This window comes from Clostridium sartagoforme (assembly GCF_004794105.1).
Taxonomy (GTDB): Bacteria; Bacillota; Clostridia; order Clostridiales; family Clostridiaceae; genus Clostridium; species Clostridium sartagoforme_B.
The window spans coordinates 104,270-125,281 of record NZ_SRYR01000004.1; the positions used below are offsets into that span (position 1 = coordinate 104,270).

At 28.2% G+C, this 21,012-nt stretch carries 18 protein-coding genes; all 18 read left to right on the forward strand.

All coding sequences use genetic code 11. The annotated features are described in order from the left end of the window. Positions 1–39 precede the first annotated feature (39 nt). The 18 genes from E5347_RS10110 to E5347_RS10195 all read left to right on the forward strand — a co-directional run bounded on the left by E5347_RS10110 (position 40) and on the right by E5347_RS10195 (position 21,001). Positions 40–885 (forward strand): helix-turn-helix domain-containing protein, encoded by an 846-nt coding sequence (locus E5347_RS10110; protein ID WP_136006994.1) that lies wholly within the window; start codon positions 40–42, stop codon positions 883–885. 110 nt (positions 886–995) lie between these two features. Continuing rightward, positions 996–1,955: an ABC transporter substrate-binding protein gene (locus tag E5347_RS10115; protein ID WP_136006996.1), complete on the forward strand. Its 960-nt coding sequence runs from the start codon at positions 996–998 to the stop codon at positions 1,953–1,955. Between the two features lie 207 nt (positions 1,956–2,162). Next, positions 2,163–3,170 (forward strand): FecCD family ABC transporter permease, encoded by a 1,008-nt coding sequence (locus E5347_RS10120; protein ID WP_136006999.1) that lies wholly within the window; start codon positions 2,163–2,165, stop codon positions 3,168–3,170. Beyond that, on the forward strand, positions 3,163–4,185 hold the full coding sequence (locus tag E5347_RS10125; protein ID WP_136007001.1) for a FecCD family ABC transporter permease: 1,023 nt from the start codon (positions 3,163–3,165) through the stop codon (positions 4,183–4,185). The genes E5347_RS10120 and E5347_RS10125 overlap by 8 nt, the downstream gene beginning before the upstream one ends. Positions 4,186–4,195: 10 nt before the next feature. Next, positions 4,196–4,981 carry an ABC transporter ATP-binding protein gene (locus tag E5347_RS10130; RefSeq protein ID WP_136007003.1) on the forward strand — a complete coding sequence of 262 codons (786 nt, stop codon included), beginning with the start codon at positions 4,196–4,198 and terminating at the stop codon, positions 4,979–4,981. 276 nt (positions 4,982–5,257) lie between these two features. Next, positions 5,258–5,569: a hypothetical protein gene (locus E5347_RS10135; protein ID WP_136007005.1), complete on the forward strand. Its 312-nt coding sequence runs from the start codon at positions 5,258–5,260 to the stop codon at positions 5,567–5,569. A gap of 29 nt (positions 5,570–5,598) precedes the next feature. Then, positions 5,599–5,898, forward strand: coding sequence for a hypothetical protein (locus E5347_RS10140; protein ID WP_136007007.1), 300 nt, complete (start codon positions 5,599–5,601; stop codon positions 5,896–5,898). 667 nt (positions 5,899–6,565) lie between these two features. Continuing rightward, positions 6,566–7,126, forward strand: coding sequence for an RNA polymerase sigma factor (locus E5347_RS10145; protein ID WP_136007009.1), 561 nt, complete (start codon positions 6,566–6,568; stop codon positions 7,124–7,126). Beyond that, a complete protein-coding gene (locus E5347_RS10150) occupies positions 7,126–8,175 on the forward strand; it encodes a DUF4179 domain-containing protein (protein ID WP_136007011.1) in 1,050 nt (349 codons plus the stop codon). Before E5347_RS10145 ends, E5347_RS10150 begins: the two co-directional genes overlap by 1 nt. Positions 8,176–8,433: 258 nt before the next feature. After that, positions 8,434–9,447 (forward strand): ketoacyl-ACP synthase III, encoded by a 1,014-nt coding sequence (locus E5347_RS10155; RefSeq protein ID WP_136007012.1) that lies wholly within the window; start codon positions 8,434–8,436, stop codon positions 9,445–9,447. A 57-nt stretch (positions 9,448–9,504) separates the two neighbouring features. Then, positions 9,505–9,897 carry a hypothetical protein gene (locus E5347_RS10160; protein ID WP_136007014.1) on the forward strand — a complete coding sequence of 131 codons (393 nt, stop codon included), beginning with the start codon at positions 9,505–9,507 and terminating at the stop codon, positions 9,895–9,897. A 320-nt stretch (positions 9,898–10,217) separates the two neighbouring features. Further along, positions 10,218–10,640: a MarR family winged helix-turn-helix transcriptional regulator gene (locus tag E5347_RS10165; protein WP_136007016.1), complete on the forward strand. Its 423-nt coding sequence runs from the start codon at positions 10,218–10,220 to the stop codon at positions 10,638–10,640. 97 nt (positions 10,641–10,737) lie between these two features. Continuing rightward, on the forward strand, positions 10,738–11,337 hold the full coding sequence (locus tag E5347_RS10170; RefSeq protein WP_136007017.1) for a nitroreductase family protein: 600 nt from the start codon (positions 10,738–10,740) through the stop codon (positions 11,335–11,337). A 102-nt stretch (positions 11,338–11,439) separates the two neighbouring features. Continuing rightward, entirely contained in the window at positions 11,440–12,144 is a 705-nt protein-coding gene (locus E5347_RS10175) for a pirin family protein (protein WP_136007019.1), read from the forward strand. Positions 12,145–12,810: 666 nt separating this feature from the next. Further along, complete coding sequence (gene nifJ, locus E5347_RS10180) at positions 12,811–16,341, forward strand: pyruvate:ferredoxin (flavodoxin) oxidoreductase (RefSeq protein ID WP_136007021.1); 3,531 nt, start codon at positions 12,811–12,813, stop codon at positions 16,339–16,341. 198 nt (positions 16,342–16,539) lie between these two features. Beyond that, positions 16,540–17,148, forward strand: a complete 609-nt coding sequence (locus E5347_RS10185) for a copper homeostasis protein CutC (protein ID WP_136007023.1) — start codon at positions 16,540–16,542, stop codon at positions 17,146–17,148. A 627-nt stretch (positions 17,149–17,775) separates the two neighbouring features. Beyond that, positions 17,776–19,218, forward strand: a complete 1,443-nt coding sequence (locus E5347_RS10190; protein WP_136007025.1) for a glycosyltransferase family 39 protein — start codon at positions 17,776–17,778, stop codon at positions 19,216–19,218. Continuing rightward, entirely contained in the window at positions 19,205–21,001 is a 1,797-nt protein-coding gene (locus E5347_RS10195; RefSeq protein WP_136007027.1) for an LTA synthase family protein, read from the forward strand. Before E5347_RS10190 ends, E5347_RS10195 begins: the two co-directional genes overlap by 14 nt. The last annotated feature ends 11 nt before the right edge of the window (positions 21,002–21,012 follow it).

Sequence of the window (21,012 nt, forward strand, 5' to 3'; positions counted from 1 at the left end):
TAACAAGTATAAAATAATAGAAGGGAAAGGTCAACAATCATGAAACAAAGCATTAATTGGTTAATTGAATATTTTTCTGAGAGTTCTATTGAATTTATTGATATATTTAAAGCTAAGTTGCTTCCTAAAGAAAAAGATCTTAATAGAAAAACTGCAAAAGATTTATGTGGAATAGTAATACCTATAAGGGGAGAATGCTCTTTTTCTGTAAATAATCAAAAATATAATTTAAATAATAATACTGTTTTACATTGTGGCTCAAGAATGGATATTAGAGTAGAAACTGAAGATGTAGGTATAGAGTATTACGTAGTTCATTATAAAAATATATCTACTACTGAAAAGTTTGAAAATATACAGGAAGAATCATTTTATTTAGAAATTGAGGACAGGCTACCATTAATAAAATACTGTGAAAATATTCGGGACAAATCATTAAGTCCAGATAATTTCACAAAATTCTCTTGCAAAGTAGAATTTATAAATTTAATTAATTCTTTAGTTGAGACTGTAAGAGACGTGCAATATAATGATAAATTGAAATTAGTTAATAAGGGAATTGAATACATAAATAAGAATTTTAATGAACCAATATCAGTAAGTCAAATATCGGATATATTAGATATTGATAGAAGGAGATTTAGTGAGGTTTTTCAAGAAGTTACAGGCTTATCTCCAATAAAATACTTAACAGAATATAGACTAAAAGAAGCTAAAAGATTATTAAAGTTTTCTAGCTATACAATTTCTGAAATAGCTGATATGACTGGATATAATGATTGCTTTTATTTCAGTAAAACATTCAAAAAAAATGTAGGGGTATGCCCTAGAAAATATAGAGAAATTAATACTAATCTAGTAACAAGTTTAGTACTAAAAAAGTAAAATCGGCAAAAGTACAAAAAATTCTCCGGAAAGTCTATTTTCCCTTCTGAAAGATTCTGATAGAATAATCATGAATTGAAAATGATTATCAATACCAACGGAGGGATAATATGAAAAAATACTTAACTTTATTTTTATCAGTAGTTTTAGCTGGAAGTTTAGCAGCTTGCACTAATAAGGATACTACAGATAAGAATGTTACAGAACAAAATGTTACAGAAAATGAGGACAAGCCATTTACAATAAATTATTTAGGACAAGAATATTCTTTTGACAAAAAGGTTGAGAACGTAGTTCTTGCAAGTTTAGAAGGAATGGAAGATGCAGCAGTTTTAGGTGTTAATGCAGTTGGAGTTTTAGAAGTAGCTGGGGAAGTACCTAAATATCTAGCTGAAGACTTTAAAGGAGTAACTTTAGTTGGAGATAAAATGAGTCCTAATGCAGAAGTTATTTTAGGATTAAATCCTGATGTTATTATTGGAAGTTCAAAATTTAAAGAAGAAGTTTCTGATAAGTTAAACAAGATAGCTGTAACATTACCATATTCACATATATCAGCTAATTGGAAAGATAATCTATTAGCTCTAGGAGAGATAACAGGAAAGAAAGATGTAGCTAATAAATTAATTTCAGATTATGAAGAAAAAGCTTCAAAGACAAAAGAAGAACTTTCAAGTGAATATAAAGATAAAGATGTTTTAGTTATTAGAATTAGAGGCGGAATAATGTATGTATATCCGGCAGATGTATATTTAAATCCAGTTTTATATACTGATTTAGGAGTAAAGATTCCTGAAATAATTACAAATTCTAAAGCACAAGCAGAGCTTACTATAGAAACTTTAGCAGAAATAAATCCAGATGCAATCTTCTTACAATTTGAGGATTCTGAGAATAGTGATGCTCCTGAAGCTTTAAATCAATTATTAGAAAATCCTATATTTAAGAGTATAGAAGCTTCTAAAAATAATAAAGTATTTGTTAACTCAGTTGATCCTTTAGCTCAAGGGGGAACAGCTTGGTCAAAAGTTAGATTTTTAGATGCAGTTGTAGAGAATTTATTAAAATAGAAGAATATTGCTGTGGCATATAGTGCTGCCGCGCAATGGATAATGAAGAATGTAAAATAAAATTTATGAAAAAACTTCAGTAGGAGTTTTCAAAATAAAATTATTTATTGCATATTAGAAGATATTACATTAATAGTTATTCATTTTTAATTAGTAATTCTTAATTGGACTGTCTTGGGGCAGTCCCAATTTTTTAAGGGGATAAAGATGAAGAAGTTTAATAAAAAATTGTTAATAATATTTATGATATGTATAGTAGGAATAATAGCTGTGACTATTTTATCTGTTACCTTAGGAACTAAATCCATACCAAAAGAAGTTGTGTATGATGCTATATTTAAATTTGATGCCAATAATGTAGATCACTTAATTATAAGAAGTAATAGATTACCTAGGGCCATAGCTGTATTAGTTGTTGGGGGATTTTTAGCTGTAGCTGGTGCAATTATGCAAGGGATAACAAGAAATTATCTAGCATCACCTTCATTAATGGGAGTAAATGATGGTTCAGCTTTCTTAATTACTATAGCCATGGTTTTTTATCCAGGACTTTCAAATGGAAGTCTAATTTTAGTTTCTATATTTGGTTCTATACTAGGAGCTGTATTAGTTTTAGGTATAGGTTCATCTATAAAAAATGGGTTATCACCTGTTAGACTTGCTATTATAGGAACAATAGTAGGTAGTTTTTTAAGTAGTTTAGGATCAGCAATTGCAATGTACTACCAAGTATCTCAAACTATTTCAGCTTGGTATAATACAAAGGTTCATACTGTAAATATTGAGTTATTAAAATTAATAGTTCCAATAGGGATTGTTGGGATTTTAATAGCATTTATGGTGGCTAAGGACATTACAATAAGCTCATTAGGTGAGGATATAGCTATTAGTTTAGGGCAAAGAACAAATATAGTGAAATTCTTATCTATGGGTGCTGTAGTTTTACTTACAGCCACTTCAGTTGCATTAGTTGGTAAGATTGCTTTTGTTGGATTAGTAATACCTAATATGATTAGAATGATAGTTGGACATGATTATAAGTATATAATTCCATATTCCTTAATTGGGGGAGCTTTCTTTTTAAGTTTATGTGACTTAATAAGTAGATACATAGAATATCCATTTGAAACACCAATTGGAACAGTAACAGCTATTATTGGAGTTCCTTTCTTTTTATATATGATAAAGACAAAAGGAGGGGCAAAAAATGCATAAGAGAAAAGTTAATTATTCTTTTATAATAATAGCACTAATATTGTTAATTGTAGCAGCCTTCTATTTACATTTAACAAATGGGATGTTTGATATAAGTATTGGAGAGGTATTCCAAACTCTATTTAATTTAAACGATAATGAAAAGTTTAGATTAGTAGTATTTGAATTTAGACTTCCAAGAATAATAATTGCTATTTTAGTTGGAATAGGTTTATCAATAGCAGGGCTTTTCTTACAAGGAATTACTAAAAATGAATTAGCTGATCCAGGGATATTAGGAATAAATTCTGGAGCAGGAGCTGCTGTTATTATATACATGTTTTTTGTTAGTTTTAATTCATCAGTATCAGATGGAAGTAATTTTTTAAACATCTTTGCTATGCCTGTATTTGGATTTATAGGTGGTTTAGCAGCAGCAATACTAATATTATTATTCTCAAAAAACAATAACAAGATGGATATGCAAAAACTTATATTAACTGGTATAGCCATAAATAGTGGTTTTTCAGCTGTATCCATGCTTTTCTCTATGAAAATGAATGCTACAGATTTTGAGTTTGCAGCTATTTGGCAAGCAGGTTCCATATATAATGCAAACTGGACATTTATTTATATGATGCTTCCTTGGATAATAATTTTAGGATTATATCTTTATAAAAAGGTGTATTTACTAGATTATTTCCAATTAGAAGAAGGAAGTATAGTTGGTCTTGGTATAAACTTAGAAAAAGAAAAGAAAAAATTACTATTTGCTTGTGTTGGATTAATTAGTGCATCTGTATGCGTTGCTGGGAATATTGGTTTTATTGGATTAATGGCACCACATATAGCAAGGCAACTAGTAGGAATAAAACATAGAAAACTTATGCCTGTAACAGCCTTAATTGGAGCCTTACTTTTAGTAGTATCAGACTTTATTGCTAAGACTATTTTTGCTCCATCAGAACTGGCTGTGGGAATAGTAGTATCAATTATTGGTATTCCTTATTTTGTATATTTATTATTTAAATCATAAGAGGTAAGATATGAAGAATGCTATTAATATAAAAGATTTAAAAATAGGCTATGATAAAAAAATAATAATTGATGATTTAGATTTAAGCATTGAAGAAGGGAAAGTAACAAGTATTATTGGACCTAATGGATGTGGTAAATCAACTTTACTAAAAAGTATAGGAAGAATACTTAAAAAGGAAAAGGGTGAAGTTTTTCTTCTAGATAAAAATATGGATAATATGAAGAGTAAGGAAATAGCAGAAAAACTGGCTATATTATCACAAAATCCTACTGCTCCTTCAGAGTTAAAAGTAGAAGAATTAGTTTCCTATGGAAGATATCCTCATAGATCTAATGTAAATAAATTATCTAGAAAAGATAAAGAAAAGATTGAATGGGCATTAAAGGTAACTAATACTCTTGACTTTAGAGAAAGAGAATTATCAGATTTATCTGGAGGACAAAGACAAAGAGTTTGGCTGGCAATGGCATTAGCACAAGAAACAGATATATTATTATTAGATGAGCCAACCACTTTTTTAGATATGTCTCACCAGCTTGAAGTACTTAATATTGTAAATAACTTAAATGAAAAACATAAGTGTACAGTAGTTATGGTTTTACATGATATAAATCATGCGGCAAAGTATTCTGACTTTATTATTGCAATGAAGGATGGAAAAATACTTTATAAAGATGAACCAAATTCAATAATGAAAAAGGAAGTATTAAAAAATATTTATAATATAGATGCAGAACTTATAAGAGATAAAAATTATGATGTTCCTTTATGTTTAAATTACGAGTTATTATAGACAATAATATTTGAAGTAGAAGTAAAAGCTACACATCTTATTTTAGGATGTGTAGCTTTTATTTTTTATAAGTATTTTTAAGATTTTAATATGAACTTATAGAACTAATAAACTACTTTTATAAAATCCTACTATATAAAGAAAAAAGGAAAAATAAAAGTCATATTGTGGGGAGAAAAAAATAAGTGCTTTTACAATTTTCAACAAAAACCCTTAAATAAGGGTGATACAATTAATTATAGGGTAAATTTTAAGATATATACAGGGGGAATGGTTATGTATGAAAAGGCATTATTTTTTATTATTGTGTTATCTAGTATGGTAGGTAACTCTATAGGGTATCTAATATTTTTCAAAGCTTTAAAAAATCCTTTTAGATATATTGCAAATACAAGGAAGAAAAAGATTATTTCAATAGTTGTATTAATTATATTGTGTGGAGTAGTAGGTAGTATTTTTGATAGTTTTAATATTTACTTTAAAGAAATCTTTCAGTGGACTGTCATTGGAGTTTTGACGAGTATTAATAGTAGAATTATTAACACTGAAAGAGAAGATAAGAAAATGGATGTAAAGAAAGTAGAGTAGATTTATTATAAATATATAGTAGGATGTTTATGGATTTTTTATACAGAAATATTCCAGCAATGATAAGTGCAACAATAGCTTATATTTTATTATTTAAGGTTTGGAAAAATCCTTTAAGACTTATAGGAAATACGGTAAAAAAGAAAATTTTATCTTTTATTATTATTGGAGTTTTATTTTTTTCAATCTTAACAGCTATAGAATATTTCGACGTTAATTATGAAGAAGCTTACGATAGTTTATTATTAGGGGTTGTAATTATGGTTAATGGAAGATTACTTACCACAGACTTTGAAGGTAAAGATGCATATAAGAAAAATGAAGAGTAGATGAATAAATTTAGTTTAAATAATCTTTCTAAATTATTAAAACTAAAATCAATTCTATATATTATAAATCTACAATAATATAATAATGAAATATATAGATTATTTAAAGAGGGGTATTTATAGATTCTGTAGAAGTGAATATTATATATCAAACAATATCAATGATAATAAGTTATATTATTTTTTATCTATGCTTTTTTATTTCAAACTATTGTAATACTTATACAAATGCTAATTTCAACATGAATATCAATTATATTTCCTAGTGAGGAAATTATAAAATTAGAATATGATTCATATGCATATTTTGTTTGGGCAATTATTTTTCACTCAGTATGTAATGCAATAGGATTAATAAATGAAATTTTCTAAGGGACTTTTATGTTAATAAAGGAGTTTTAATAACAGCAATTATATTTACTATTTCTATAGTATTATTAGTAGCTACAATAATTTTATATAGAAGGCAAGCAGAAAATATATTTAAAAAATAGTAGTAATAAACTCATATAAGTAAGTTTTAAGAACAATAGTAGAATTCTTCTAATTATAAGAAGAGCTACTATTTTTTTATTTAAAGAAATTCAATGCAACTATTCTATGATATATTAAGTCTAATATATGTAAAGAGAAACGCATGCGTAGAAAACTTTCAGGAGGCAAATTAATGGAACTTCTTATAAAAAAAGCTCAAAATGGGGATAAAGAAGCTTTTATATCTATAATAAATGAGCATCTTCAGATGATGTATAAGGTAGCGAAAACTAGGCTTAGCTCTGAAGAAGACATAGGAGATGCAATACAAGAAACAATATTATCTGCATATAAAAGCATATGTGTACTTAAGAATACCTCTTATTTTAAAACCTGGCTAATTAAAATACTTATAAATAAATGTAATGATATTATCTTGAAAAATAAAAAGGTAATATATGTTGAAGATTATTATGAGAGTATTGAGAATGAGGATTTATTAGAGGCTAAGGTTAGTATAGAAGAAAATATAGTATTTAATGAGACTTTAAATTCTCTAGATGAAAGTTATAAAACAGTTATTGTACTTTATTATGTAAGTGGATTTAATACAAGGGAAATAAGTGAGATATTAAAGGAGAAGGAAGGCACAATAAAGTCTAGATTAAGCAGGGCAAGGCAAAAGCTTAAGGAGATTTATTTAAAAAGTTATAATGAGGAAAATAGAAATTTTAAGGTAGGGGGAAGTAAGTAGTGGATATAGATAAGAAGATTAAAGACAAGTTAAGTGAAAAGGAAAGTATTCCAGAAGGGATTTTAGAGAAAGTAAATGATGCGTTTAATGAAATTAGAAATGGTGAAGAAATTAATAGAAATAAGAAAATCAAAAGCAAAATTAATAAAAAGATAGTAGCATCATTTATTGGGGTATGTTTAATTTTATCATTTTCTATAGGACCGAAGGTATTAGCTAGTATTGAAGAGCTTTTAAAAGATAGAGGAATACAAAAAGCTAAAAGTAATGGCTATGTTCAAGAGATGTTAGATAATGAAGTAAAAGATAATGGAATATCAATAAAAGTTAATGAAATAATTCCTGACAAAAATAAAATAGGAATATCATTTACTTTGAACTTTGATGATGCTGATAAATTAAATGATGTTAGTGGTTTAAGGTTTGGTTTTAATATTAAAGATAATAATGATAGAGTTATTTTAGGCAAAGATGAAGAAGGAATGTATTCACCATATTTTACAGGGGTTGAGTGGAATATAGATTTAGTTAATGCAGAAAGTGGAGAGATAGAATGTGATTTAATAATTACAGATACAAAAAGTATAATTGAAGATATAAAGAGTATATCCCTAGAAATTGTTGACATTGCTTTATATAAAAATAATTCTGATTCAATAGAAAAAATTAATGGCAACTGGAATTATGAGTTAGATTTATATGATGGAGTTACGAATGTTGAAAGTATAGGTTATGTTTTAGAAGAGGAAAATGAAAATATCAAATTTGATTCTATGGTATCTTCAGCCACTAATACAATAGTAAAAATGGATATAAATATAGAAGCGTTAAAAGTAGATGAAAATATAGTTAATAAAATGATACTTACTGATGAAAATGAGAGTAATATTTATAAATTCACTAATGGAAATATGGAAAATATAGATGGTGGAGTAAGAATAGCCTTTATGTATGACTTAACTACTTTTGATGATTTAGATAAAGTGAAAATCATTATAAGAGATATAAATGGAGAAGATATAAAGATTAGTTTAAGAAAGGATAACTAAATAAAGAAATATAATATATACAATTAGTTTGTTATATATTATAAAGAAATAGGACTGCAATCATTAAAATGTTTGCAGTCTTTTATTGTGCATGTTAATAAGAGTTGAATATAAATTATAATCAAAATAAAAATTTTCTTGGAAAATTGTTGTATATTGTCACAATTTACTATAATATGTATACAATGATAATTGTATACATATTATGAAAAAATGAATAAAAACACATATGTTATTAAAGCACAAGGGGTAGAATTCATGAAAGAACAAAACATAAATATTATTAGTACAGGAGTATATCATCCTGATAATAGAGTACATAATGACTACTTTATTAACCATTTTAAGGAGATGGGGATAGAGGTAACAGGACTATTAAAGCATTTAGAAAGAGAATATAGATATCTTTCTAATGATACAAATGAAACTGTAATTACTATGGCATATAAAGCTAGTAAAGATGCTTTGAAGGATTCAAACTTAAATATAGAAGAGATAGATTTAATAATTTTTGCAACTGATACTCCAGAATATACATCACCTTCTAATGCAGTCAAATTATTAGAAATGCTAGGTGGAGATGATGTTAGAATTAAGATGGCATATGATACAAATGCCAATTGCTTAGGAATGATTACTGCTTTAGATCAAGCTAGTAGAATACTTATGACTAATAAAAGGTTTAAGAGAGCATTAGTTGTAGGGGGAATATTATTTAGTGCTGTAGGAAATGAAAAAGATTCAGTTTCTTATACAAACTTTGGTGATGCGGCAGCTGCTGTTATATTAGAAAAAGTTGAAGAGGATGAAAAGAGAGGATTTATTGACTCAGTTCATTTAACACAAACTTCAGAATGTAACAATATTCTTATGCCTAAAGTTGGTTATTCTAAGATTACAAAATATGGGGTAGCCAATGGTGAGGATAATAAGTGGTTCTGGAAGCCTTTTGATGGAAGTTTTATCTCTGATGTATGGGTAAATTTAATTAATGAAATTTCAGAAGATAATGGAATAAAGGTAGCAGATATTGATCACTTAATATTTTCTCAATTTACAATTCCAGATGCTAGACTTACTTTAGAAAAGTTAGGAATTGACACAAATAAGACAACCTATGTGGGAAATGAATATGGTTATACTGGAACAACTAGTCCTATTATTGCCCTTGATAGAGCTATAAAAACAGGAAAAGTTAAAAAGGGAGATTATTTAACTTTAGCATCTATGGGATCAGGTTCTGTTGTAACAGTATTATTATTTAAACTTTAAAATTGTTAATATAGTTAAAAAATTAATTATAAATAATATTTCAAGGGAGATTTTCAAATGAAACAATATCAAGGGAAAAATTCAACTTATCAATTAAAGGTGGACAAAGTGAAACAAGTTTTTCATGCACAAGCATCTGGATTTTTTAGTGAAGAGGATGGAGCATCTTTTTTAAAGGATTATGATGAAATTACTAAAACATTTCCTTCAAAGGATTATACTTTAGTAATAGATGCACCAGAATTAAAACCATCAAGTCCACAAGTAGCAACTATGTTAGAAAGTTTATTAGAAAGATACATGGCTGTTCCTTTTAAAAACAGATTTTTAATTACTAAAGGAAATGCTATAACTATATCTCAATTTAAAAGATTAGGAAGAAGTATTGCAGGATGGACTGAATCTATTCAATATGTAGATGATTTTGAATCGGCTATAAAAGGAATATAGAATTAAATTTATAGAGAAGTGTTATTAGGTATTGAGCAAATATAAGAGTTACATAATTAAGACTAGAAAAATAATAAAGCATAAGGTTTCATTATATACATATAGGAAACTTTATGCTTTATTTTGTTATAAATATAACTATATACTTTATGGTTATATTTATTATAAGGAAGTAGCTTATTTTAGACACTTGGAACAAGGCTAAGGAGCGAAAGAAGATAGCTTTGGTAGTAATTGATAATTACTTTCAATAATTATCTTGACTTCAAGATATGTTAGAGGTATAATTATCTTGAAATCAAGATAATGTAGGTGAATATATGGATAATGTAAATTTAAAGCTAGTTGTTGCAGTGGCTAGAACTTATAATAATTTATTTTTTCAAATAGAGAAGAGTCTTCAAGAGTTTGACTTAAATATAAGTGAATTTGGTGTTTTAGAAATGTTATATCATAAAGGAGACCAACCAGTGCAAAAAGTAGCAGAAAAAATTCTTGTAACTAGTGGAACAATTACCTATGTAATAAATAAACTAGAAAAAAAAGAGTTTGTAGTTCGTAGAAAATGTAATAAAGATAAAAGAGTTTATTATGTTTCCTTAACGGAAAAAGGAAAAGATTATATTTCGCATATATTTCCTAAACATAAGGACTTTTTAGATAATTTATTTAAAGATTTAGATGAAGAAAGTAAAACTCAGCTTTTAGAGAATTTAATACAACTAAGAAATGTTTTAAAATAATTTAATTTAGCAGAGAAAAGTTTTGAAATAATTTTTTTAAAAAGGTTTATGAGGATTAATAAAAAAATTTTATATAAAAAGATAGGAGAGGTTATAAATGAATAAAAATTTTTATGAAGCAATAAAGGAAAGAAGAAGCATTTATGCAATAAGTAAGGAGTCACCAATATCAGATGAAAGAATTAAGGAAATAGTAGAGTATATAGTAAAGCATGTACCATCAGCTTTTAATTCTCAAACTACAAGAGCTGTTGTCTTATTGGGAGAATCTCATGATAAGCTATGGAATATAACTATGGAAGCTTTAAGAAAGATAGTTCCAGAAAATGATTTTGCATCAACTGAAGCAAAAATCAATTCTTTTAAAGGTGGATATGGAACAGTTTTATTCTTTGAAGATTTTGCAGTAGTGGAATCATTACAAGAGCAATTTGAATTATATAAGGATAATTTCCCAGTATGGGCTCTTCAAGGATCAGGTATGATGCAATTCTCAGTTTGGACTGCTTTTGCAGCAGAAGGTCTTGGAGCAAGTCTTCAACATTATACTGAATTAATAGATGCAGAAGTTAAGAAAGAATTTAATATACCAAATAACTGGAGAATGATGGCTCAAATGCCTTTCGGTAAGATTGTAGCAGGAGCTGGAGAAAAGGAATTTTCCCCAATAGAAGATAGAGTTAAAATAATTAAGTAAAATAAAAAATTAACATAGGAATTCAGTTTTAGACTGGATTCCTTTTTATAAATAAGCGATAGATATTTTATTAGTATAAAAAGTATACAGGAGGAATTTAATTTGTTAAGAAGAATTGATCATAAGAATATGGGAAAAAGTGAGTTAGGATGGCTTAGAAGTATATTTCACTTTTCTTTCGCAGAATATTTTAATATAGATAATATGAATTTTGGAGCATTAAGAGTTATTAATGATGACTTAATTGCAGCAGGGACAGGATTTCCTCTTCATCCACATAAAGATATGGAAATAGTATCTTACATTGTGGATGGAGGACTAACTCATGGGGATACTATGGGAAATAAAAATACTGTATATAGGGGACACGTTCAATATATGAGTGCTGGAACAGGAGTTTATCACAGTGAAGAAAACTTAGGTGATGAAACTACAAGAATACTTCAAATTTGGGTAGTTCCTGATAAGAAGGGATATAAGCCAAACTATGGAGACTATAGATTTAAAGAAGATGATAGAAAAAATAAATGGTTAAATATCGTTTCTAGCAAGGAAGGCAATGCCCCTATAAAGATAAATCAAGATGCAAACTTTTATGTAGTTGAATTAGATGAGGGTAAGGAAATAGATTTTCCAATAAAAGAAGGACGACAAGGATACTTAGTTCAAATAGAAGGAGATTCTGAAATAAATAATCTTGATATTTATGAAAGAGATGGATTAGAAATAGTAGAAGATAGTATAAATATTAAAGCTAAAAATAAATCTCATATACTATTAATAGAAATGAAGAAAAGCAATCAATAAGTATAACTAGTTTTAAAATGCGAATATAACATAATGATATGTATTAACTTTCCGATTTTTAAATAATTTCGAATACAATTCTAAATTTAAGTTATCTAAGCTGGCTAAATTTTTATAACTCGCTTCGCTCAAACAATAAAAATTCTTAACGCCATCTTAGCTATCTTAAATAAGAATTGTAGTTTCTCATTATAATAAAATCTCCAATTTAATACATATCATTAATGTTAAAAAGCTTCTTTAATAATTTGAGTTTGGGGATGCAGGCCTACTAAAGGAAGAAATTCAGACGAGCTGAATTTCAATAAAAGTTAGTGAAACTGAGACTTCTTAATAATATAAGTTAATTATCTACTATTTTTTGTAATGTAGATAAACTTATATTGTTAGGAAGTTTTTCATTAATATGATTTTACATAATATAATCAGAATGTCGACTTGGAGAGAAGTAGGTTTTATATGGGCATAATATGCATAAATATGAATATTGAAAATTACTTAAAAGTATAATGATTATCTTTAAAGAACTATTATTATTTGGTATATTATAGATGTAGGTGTTAAATACAAGATTGATTTTTGTATATTTGAACATATCTATGCAAAAACTAAAATATTATTGAAACTAATATATACAATAAAGTTCAAAGGAGGTATGTAGACAAAATGAGAAGAACAAAGACCATGGATGGAAATACTGCTGCAGCTCATGTGGCATATGCCCTTACAGAAGTTAGTACAATTTATCCAATAACTCCATCTTCACCAATGGCTGAACATATGGATGAATGGGAGGCAAAGGGTAAGAAAAATATATTCGGTAAACCTGTGAAGCTAGTTGAAATGCAATCAGAGGCGGGGGCAGCAGGTGCTCTTCACGGTTCTCTACAAGCAGGTGCCTTAAGCACTACTTTTACAGCATCTCAAGGTTTATTACTAATGGTTCCTAATATGTATAAGATGGTTGGGGAAAGACTACCAGCAGTTATACATGTGGCAGCTAGATCTATTGCAACATCATCACTAAGTATTTTTGGAGATCACCAAGATGTTATGGCAGCAAGACAAACAGGATTTGCAATGCTTTCAGAAGGTTCAGTACAAGAAGTAATGGACTTAGCTCCTGTTGCCCACTTAACAGCTATTAAAGCAAGGATGCCCTTTGTTAATTTCTTTGATGGATTTAGAATATCCCATGAAATTCAAAAGATTGAAGTTTTAGAATATGATGAACTTGCAAATTTAGTTGATTATGAAGCTTTAAATAATTTTAGAAAAGGTGCATTAAATCCTGATCATCCAGTTACAAGAGGTACTTCACAAAATCCTGATGTATATTTCCAATTAAGCGAAGCATTAAATAAGTATTATGAGGATATTCCAGATATAGTTGAAGAATATATGTCTAAGATTACTGAACTTACAGGTAGAGAATATCATTGTTTTGATTATTATGGAGACAAAGAAGCTGATAGAATTATAATTGCAATGGGTGCAGTAACTGAAGTTGCTGAAGAAACTATAGATTATTTAAGAGCTAAAGGAGAAAAAGTAGGTCTTGTTAAAGTAAGACTTTATAGACCATTCTCTATTGAAAAGTTATTAAAGGTTATTCCAAATACAGTTAAGAAAATTGCCGTTTTAGATAGAACTAAGGAGCCTGGATCAGTAGGTGAGCCTTTATACTTAGATGTTGTTAGAGCTGTTAATGAAATGGATAATCCACCTAAGGTTTATGGTGGAAGGTTTGGGCTGTCTTCAAAAGATCCATATCCTTCACATGTAGCAGCAGTATTTGAAAACTTAAAAGCTGACAAACCTATAAATGGATTTACTATTGGTATTGAAGATGATGTAACTAATCTTTCTTTAGATCCAATTGAAGAAGTAGATGCAACACCAGCAGGCACAACTGAGTGTAAATTCTGGGGATTAGGATCAGATGGTACAGTTGGTGCTAATAAGAGTGCAATAAAAATAATTGGTGATCATACTAATATGTATGCTCAAGGATATTTTGCCTATGATTCAAAGAAATCAGGTGGTATAACTGTATCACATTTAAGATTTGGTAAATCATTAATTAAATCACATTATGAAATAGAAAAGCCTAACTTTGTAGCTTGTCACAATCAATCTTATGTCTATAAGTATGATGTTCTAAAGGGATTAAGAAAAAATGGTGTATTTGTCTTAAACTCTATTTGGGATGAAGCAGAACTTGAAGAAAAGCTTCCAGCTAAGATGAAGAGATATATAGTAGAAAATAATATAGATTTCTATATTATAAATGCTATAAAGATTGCTCAAGAAATAGGCCTTGGTGGAAGAATTAATATGATAATGCAAGCTGCTTTCTTTAAGCTAGCTAATATTATTCCTATTGAAGATGCAGTTAAGTATTTAAAAAATGCAGTAGTTGAATCTTATGGTAAAAAGGGAGAAAAGATTATTAATATGAATTATGAAGCTATTGATAAGGGCTTAGATTCATTAGTTAAGATTACTCCTAAGGATTCATGGAGGGATGCTGTAGATAAGGAAGAAAGTGAAAAGAAGGTATTACCTAAGTTTGTTGAAGAAATTTGTATTCCTATTAATAGTTTAGAAGGAAGCAATATTCCTGTTTCAACATTTATAGATTCAGGTACTTCTGATGGAACCTTTATGTCAGGTACTACTGCATTTGAAAAGAGAGGAATTGCTGTTAATGTTCCAGAATGGCAACAAGATAAATGTATTCAATGTAACCAATGTGCATTTGTTTGTCCACATGCTGTTATTAGACCATTCTTAGCTACTAACAAGGAAGCAAAGAATGCTCCAGATAGCTATAAGAGTATAAAGGCTAATGGAGTTAAGGGAAATAAAGAGTATCAATACACTATTGGAATATCTACTTTAGATTGTACTGGATGTGGAAACTGTGCTCAAATATGTCCAGCTCCAGGTAAGGCTTTAGTTATGAAGCCTATAGAAACTCAAACAGATCAAATTAAAGCATGGGAATATGCTATTGATGGATTATCACCTAAGGAAAATCCTATGAGTAAGAATACAGTAAAGGGAAGTCAATTTGAGGAACCTTTATTAGAATTCTCAGGAGCTTGTGCAGGTTGTGGAGAAACTCCATATGCTAAGCTTGTAACTCAATTATTTGGTGATAGAATGATGATAGCCAATGCAACAGGTTGTTCATCAATTTGGGCTGCATCAGGTGCTTCAACTGCTTATAAAGCAAATAGTGAAGGCCATGGACCAGCTTGGGCTAATTCATTATTTGAAGATAATGCAGAATATGGTCTTGGAATGTTCCTTGGAGTTAAGACTATAAGAGAAAGAATTGCTGATAATGTAAGAATAGCTTTAGAAGAAGGAAATCTTTCAGATAAGTCTAAAGCAGTGCTACAAGATTGGTATGACCATAGAGAAAGTGGAGAAGGAACTAGAGAAAGAGCTAAGTTATTGACTCAGGCTTTAGAATCTGAAACCTCAGAAATAGCTAAAGAAATCTTAAAGGATAAGGAATTCTTTGTTAAGAGATCTCAATGGATATTTGGAGGAGATGGATGGGCATATGACATTGGCTATGGTGGATTAGACCATGTATTAGCTTCAGGTGAAGATATTAATGTTTTAGTATTTGATACAGAAATTTATTCAAATACAGGAGGTCAATCTTCAAAGGCAACTCCAGAAGCAGCTGTTGCTAAGTTTGCAGCTACAGGAAAGAGAACCAAGAAGAAGGACTTAGGACTTATGGCTATGACTTATGGTTATGTTTATGTAGCTCAAGTTTGTATGGGAGCTAACTTAAATCAAACCCTTAAGGCTATAGCAGAAGCTGAGGCTTATGATGGACCTTCATTAATAATTGCTTATGCAACTTGTATAAGTCATGGAATTAAGCTTGGAATGTCCAATACTCCTTATGAAGAAAAGAGAGCTGTTGATTCAGGATATTGGCATTTGTATAGATATAACCCAGATTTAAAGGTTCAAGGTAAAAATGCCTTTGCTTTAGATTCAAAGGAACCAAGTAGTAGTCTTAGAGACTTCTTAATGGGTGAAGTAAGATATTCATCACTTGCTAAGGCCTTCCCAGAAATAGCAGATGAGTTATTTGCTAAAACTGAAGAAGATGCTAAAGAAAGATATGATAGATATAAGAGCTTATCACAAAATTCAATATTATAATTAGAGAAATATCAATAAAAAACTCAGTCTTGTGATTTATTATTTTATATTGTACAGTTAAAGTAAGTACAGTATAAAACAAAATTCATATAGGTTGAGTTTTTCTTTTAGGGTTTATAGTGTGACATTATTTTATTATTTATATAATAATAAATATAAATATATAAGGTTAATAGTTATTTAACTAAGGAGGATATTATGAAATTATTTGAGAAATGTGTAGGTAGTTACAGTGATGCTGCAGAAGCTGAGATTTTAGGAGCAGATAGAATTGAATTTTGCGATAATCTTATAGAAGGAGGCACAACTCCTAGTTATGGAAATATCAAAAAAGTAATTAATACTCTTAAGATTCCAGCTATGGTTATCATAAGACCTAGAGGTGGAAACTTTGAATTTTCAAAAGATGAAGCTGATATTATGATTGAAGATATAAGAATGTGTAAGGAATTAGGAGCTTATGGAGTTGTAATAGGTGCTTTAAAAGAAAATGAAATAGATTTAGAATTAACTAAAAGATTAGTAGAAGAAGCAAAACCTATGAAAATTACCTTCCATATGGCATTTGATGAAATAGAAGATAAAAAGAAGGCCATCGATGAATTAGTAGATTTAGGAGTAGATAGAATCCTAACTAAAGGTGGAACAGAAGATGCTATGGCAGGTAAGGATGTTCTAAAAGAATTAATCGAATATGCAAATGATAGAATAATAGTTATGCCAGGAAAAGGTGTAAATAAGGAAAATAGAGATTACTTATTAGAATATACTGGTGCTAAAGAAATTCATGGAACTAAGGTAGTGTAATTTATAATATGCTATATACAGTTGTGCTTTAGGGTAATATGCACCTATAGTTAAAGAGGTAAAAGCATTTCAAAATTAAGCAATGAGAGCAGCTGAAGAAGTTATACTAACTTATGAAAAATATTCAGAATAATTATAAGTAAAATTAATATTGTAATAAAAAGGAGCTATCTCACTAAATAAGTAGTGGGGTAGCTTCTTTTTTTGAAAATATGGGAACCTTTTTAAGCCTTTAGGTGTCTAATAATTGAGATACTTAGTTAAGTTGAATTTACTAGGGGTGAAATATAGAGCTTATGTCAAGGATATTAGAGTTACTAAATTAGTATTGGATATTTTATTTATAAAGTCTTAATAACTCCTTAATAACTCCTTAATAAATCCTTTGATTATACTTAATATATTTATCTTAATATTGAAATTAGAACAAATAGATAATATTTAATAAAAAGGAAAGGCTTATATGATATATAAGAAGGCTTAATATATTTTGTATAAAGAGTTCACTAATTTTAGCTGGAATATATACAATGATGTTGTTTTATCAAAATATAGAAAATATTTGTAAAAAAGTGATATAATATAAAATATCACAAAAATACATAAAATGGGATAGGTGATATTATATTGATTAAAAGATTTGAAAAGTTATTTACTAACTTTTATATAAATATACTAATAATTCTAATGGCAATGGTGATAGTATCTTGTAGTTATTATTTAGGTAAGCTAGAAATTAGGGATATAGCACCAATAATAATAGGAGTAGCTATTATTTTTTTATGCATTTTTGCTATCAAAAATAAGAAAATAAATAATAAATGGAAATTATTCATTATTTTATTTTTAGGATTTATCTTAAGAGGATTGTGGCTATTAAATATTAATAGTTCTCCAACTTCAGATTTTAGAGTTATTTATGAAGTTGCAGAATCATTATTTGAAGGGGATGTTGGAGCCTTTTGGGGAAATGGATATATTGGAAGATTTCCGCATTTAACTATTATGACTCTATATATGGCCTTTATGATAAAGGTATTTCCAGTAAAAAATTTACTAGCAATGAAGATATTTAACTTACTATTTGGAGTTTTAACTATATATTTAATATATCTTTTAGCAAAAGAAATTTTTAAATCTAAAAAACTAGGCTTGTATGCAGCAAGTATTGCAGTGATATTTCCACCACTGGTGACATATGTAGGAGTTTTTTGTACAGAAAATATTGCAATTCCATTTTATTTATTAAGCACTTATATTTTTGTGCTAGTAGTACAGAAGAAAGTTAATAAGTATTATCTAATTTTATCAGGAATAATGTTGTCATTTGGAAACTTATTTAGGATGGTTGCTACTATTATGTTAATAGCTTTTGCTATGTATATTATTATCTACACAAAGGACAATCTACTAGAAAAAATAAAAAAATTAGCTTTATATTTAATTCCATACTTTTTAGTTTTAATTACTGTAAGTTTTTCACTGCAAAGCCTTGGAGTAACAGAATTCCCTTTATGGAAAGGTAGTGAGCCTAAGATCACTAGTATTTTAAAAGGAAGTAATTTAGAAAGCTGGGGCAGATGGAATGAAGAGGATGCTTCTATAGTTAATAATAATAACTACGATTATGAATTAATAGAAGAAGAAAGTAAGAAAATTATAATAGAAAGATTAACTACAACTCCTCCTTTAAAATTAGCAGGGTTTTATTTAGTTAAATTTGTTAATCAGTGGAATGAAGGGGATTTTGGAGGGAGTTATTGGTCAAAGCTATATGTTCCAGAAGAGGAAATAATAATAGATGTAAAGCTAAAAGTTCTAGAGATATTTTATATGGGCACTTTAATTCTTGTATTTTTAGGATTAATAAATAGGAGAAAGAATAATAGTGATAGTGAAATAAATTTAATATATTTAATATTATGTGGCTATGGAGTGATGTGTTTAATAACAGAGTCTCAAGCAAGATATTCTTTAATAATTGCATGGGTATTTATTATTTTAGCAATAGAAGGAATAAGATTTTTACTTAGAAAATCTAATAGGGAGGATTCTTTTGAAAAAATTTAGAGGGATAACAATATTAATAAGTATTTTATATTTAAAAGGATTTTTATTCACATTATTTATTTCCTTTGATAATGGTATTTATGCTATTAATGGAGTAGGTATAAATGTATTTTTAACAATAGCTCATTTAGCTATATTAGGAATAGTTATATTTCCATGTTTAATGTTTAAGGGAAAGAATTCTCTTAAGTATATAATTATTGTAGATATTATATATACTCTTTTACTTATCTTAGATTTATGGGTGTATAGAGGGACTGGACATTTATTAGAATTAAAGTTCTTATTCTTTAATGAAGGTTTTTATACTTTAAATAAAGGTATAATCAATCCTAAACTAAGGGATATAATACTTGTAATTGATATTGGTATATTATTATTTTATTATAAAAAACTTAGTAATAAAATTAATAATAAAAGAAGAGTAGGGCTTTCATTATCACTAGTTGTTATTTGCTTTATTATAATAGGAAGTTATCACTATATATTTGATATTAAAGAAGTATCTAATGGGAAAGTTAGATTTATGCAAGAAGATTGGCAAGGATCATGGAATCCGTATACTAGAATTCTATATAGATCACCAATAGGTCATCATATTTATGAGGATTATAAGACTATTAAAAAATTAGTAAAACAAACTGATGATAATGATATTAATGAAATAGATGAGTGGTTATCTTGGAATAATGAATATATAGAAGATAATGAGTATAAGTCCATAGCTAAAGGTAAAAATGTTATTTTTCTTCAAATTGAGTCTTTAGAAAACTTTGTAATTAATGAAAGGGTATTTGGGCAGGAGATAACACCAAATTTAAATAAGTTAATTAATAATAATAGTATATATTTTAATAATATACATGAGCAAAATAATGCGGGAAATAGCATAGATATGGATATGATTGCAGCCTCAGGGGTATTACCTTTAGGTGATGTTATAACTTATTTAGAGTACCCAGAAGTTAAATATTATTCATTACCAAGATTATTAAATAAAGAGGGATATAATACAATATTAACTCATGCTGAAAGAGCTGGTGACTGGAATTGGGCACAGGCTGGGAAGTCAGCAGCGGGATATAATACAATATGGGATATAAATGATTATATTATAGATGAATATGCAGGCTTTGGATTATCAGATAGAAGCTTTTATACACAATTTGTAGACAAGATTTCAAAGGAGGAAGAACCTTTCTTAGCTGTATTACCAACATTGAGTAGTCATGGTCCCTTTGATATTGATGAAAAGTATAGAGAATTAGATTTACCAAAGGATTTAGATGAAAATAGGTTAGGTGGATATTTTCAAAGTGTTAATTATGCAGATAAGCAAATTGGATTGTTTTTTGAATTATTAAAGGAAAAAAATTTATTAGACAATACTATAGTAGTAATTTATGGAGATCATGGTGGAGTTCATAAATATTATATGGAAGATGTAGAAGCTAGTAATATTGATGGAAACTGGTGGCAAGAAAAGGATAATAAGGTTCCTTTATTTATCTATGGAGTGGATATGCCTAGTAAGATTGTTGAAGCTCATGGTGGACAAATAGATATTATGCCAACGGTAGCTTATATATTAGGTTTAGATACAAAGGGATACCAAATGGGTAGAAATCTATTAAAAACAAATAGAGATGCAACAGTAATTAAAGGTGGAATAGTAGTTGGAAATCCATCAGAAAAAGAAGAAGAGATGCTAAAGAAAGCTTATGATATAGCTGATAAAATAATAAAAAATAATTATTACTATAACACTAATAAGGTAGAATAGATATCCATTAG

Excerpts from the sequence above, each read along its gene's own strand:
- E5347_RS10110 (WP_136006994.1), top strand. The coding sequence starts at position 40 with ATGAAACAAAGCATTAATTGGTTAATTGAATATTTTTCTGAGAGTTCT.
- E5347_RS10115 (WP_136006996.1), top strand. The coding sequence starts at position 996 with ATGAAAAAATACTTAACTTTATTTTTATCAGTAGTTTTAGCTGGAAGT.
- E5347_RS10120 (WP_136006999.1), top strand. The coding sequence starts at position 2,163 with ATGAAGAAGTTTAATAAAAAATTGTTAATAATATTTATGATATGTATA.
- E5347_RS10125 (WP_136007001.1), top strand. The coding sequence starts at position 3,163 with ATGCATAAGAGAAAAGTTAATTATTCTTTTATAATAATAGCACTAATA.
- E5347_RS10130 (WP_136007003.1), top strand. The coding sequence starts at position 4,196 with ATGAAGAATGCTATTAATATAAAAGATTTAAAAATAGGCTATGATAAA.
- E5347_RS10135 (WP_136007005.1), top strand. The coding sequence starts at position 5,258 with ATGTATGAAAAGGCATTATTTTTTATTATTGTGTTATCTAGTATGGTA.
- E5347_RS10140 (WP_136007007.1), top strand. The coding sequence starts at position 5,599 with ATGGATTTTTTATACAGAAATATTCCAGCAATGATAAGTGCAACAATA.
- E5347_RS10145 (WP_136007009.1), top strand. The coding sequence starts at position 6,566 with ATGGAACTTCTTATAAAAAAAGCTCAAAATGGGGATAAAGAAGCTTTT.
- E5347_RS10155 (WP_136007012.1), top strand. The coding sequence starts at position 8,434 with ATGAAAGAACAAAACATAAATATTATTAGTACAGGAGTATATCATCCT.
- E5347_RS10160 (WP_136007014.1), top strand. The coding sequence starts at position 9,505 with ATGAAACAATATCAAGGGAAAAATTCAACTTATCAATTAAAGGTGGAC.
- E5347_RS10165 (WP_136007016.1), top strand. The coding sequence starts at position 10,218 with ATGGATAATGTAAATTTAAAGCTAGTTGTTGCAGTGGCTAGAACTTAT.
- E5347_RS10170 (WP_136007017.1), top strand. The coding sequence starts at position 10,738 with ATGAATAAAAATTTTTATGAAGCAATAAAGGAAAGAAGAAGCATTTAT.
- nifJ (WP_136007021.1), top strand. The coding sequence starts at position 12,811 with ATGAGAAGAACAAAGACCATGGATGGAAATACTGCTGCAGCTCATGTG.
- E5347_RS10185 (WP_136007023.1), top strand. The coding sequence starts at position 16,540 with ATGAAATTATTTGAGAAATGTGTAGGTAGTTACAGTGATGCTGCAGAA.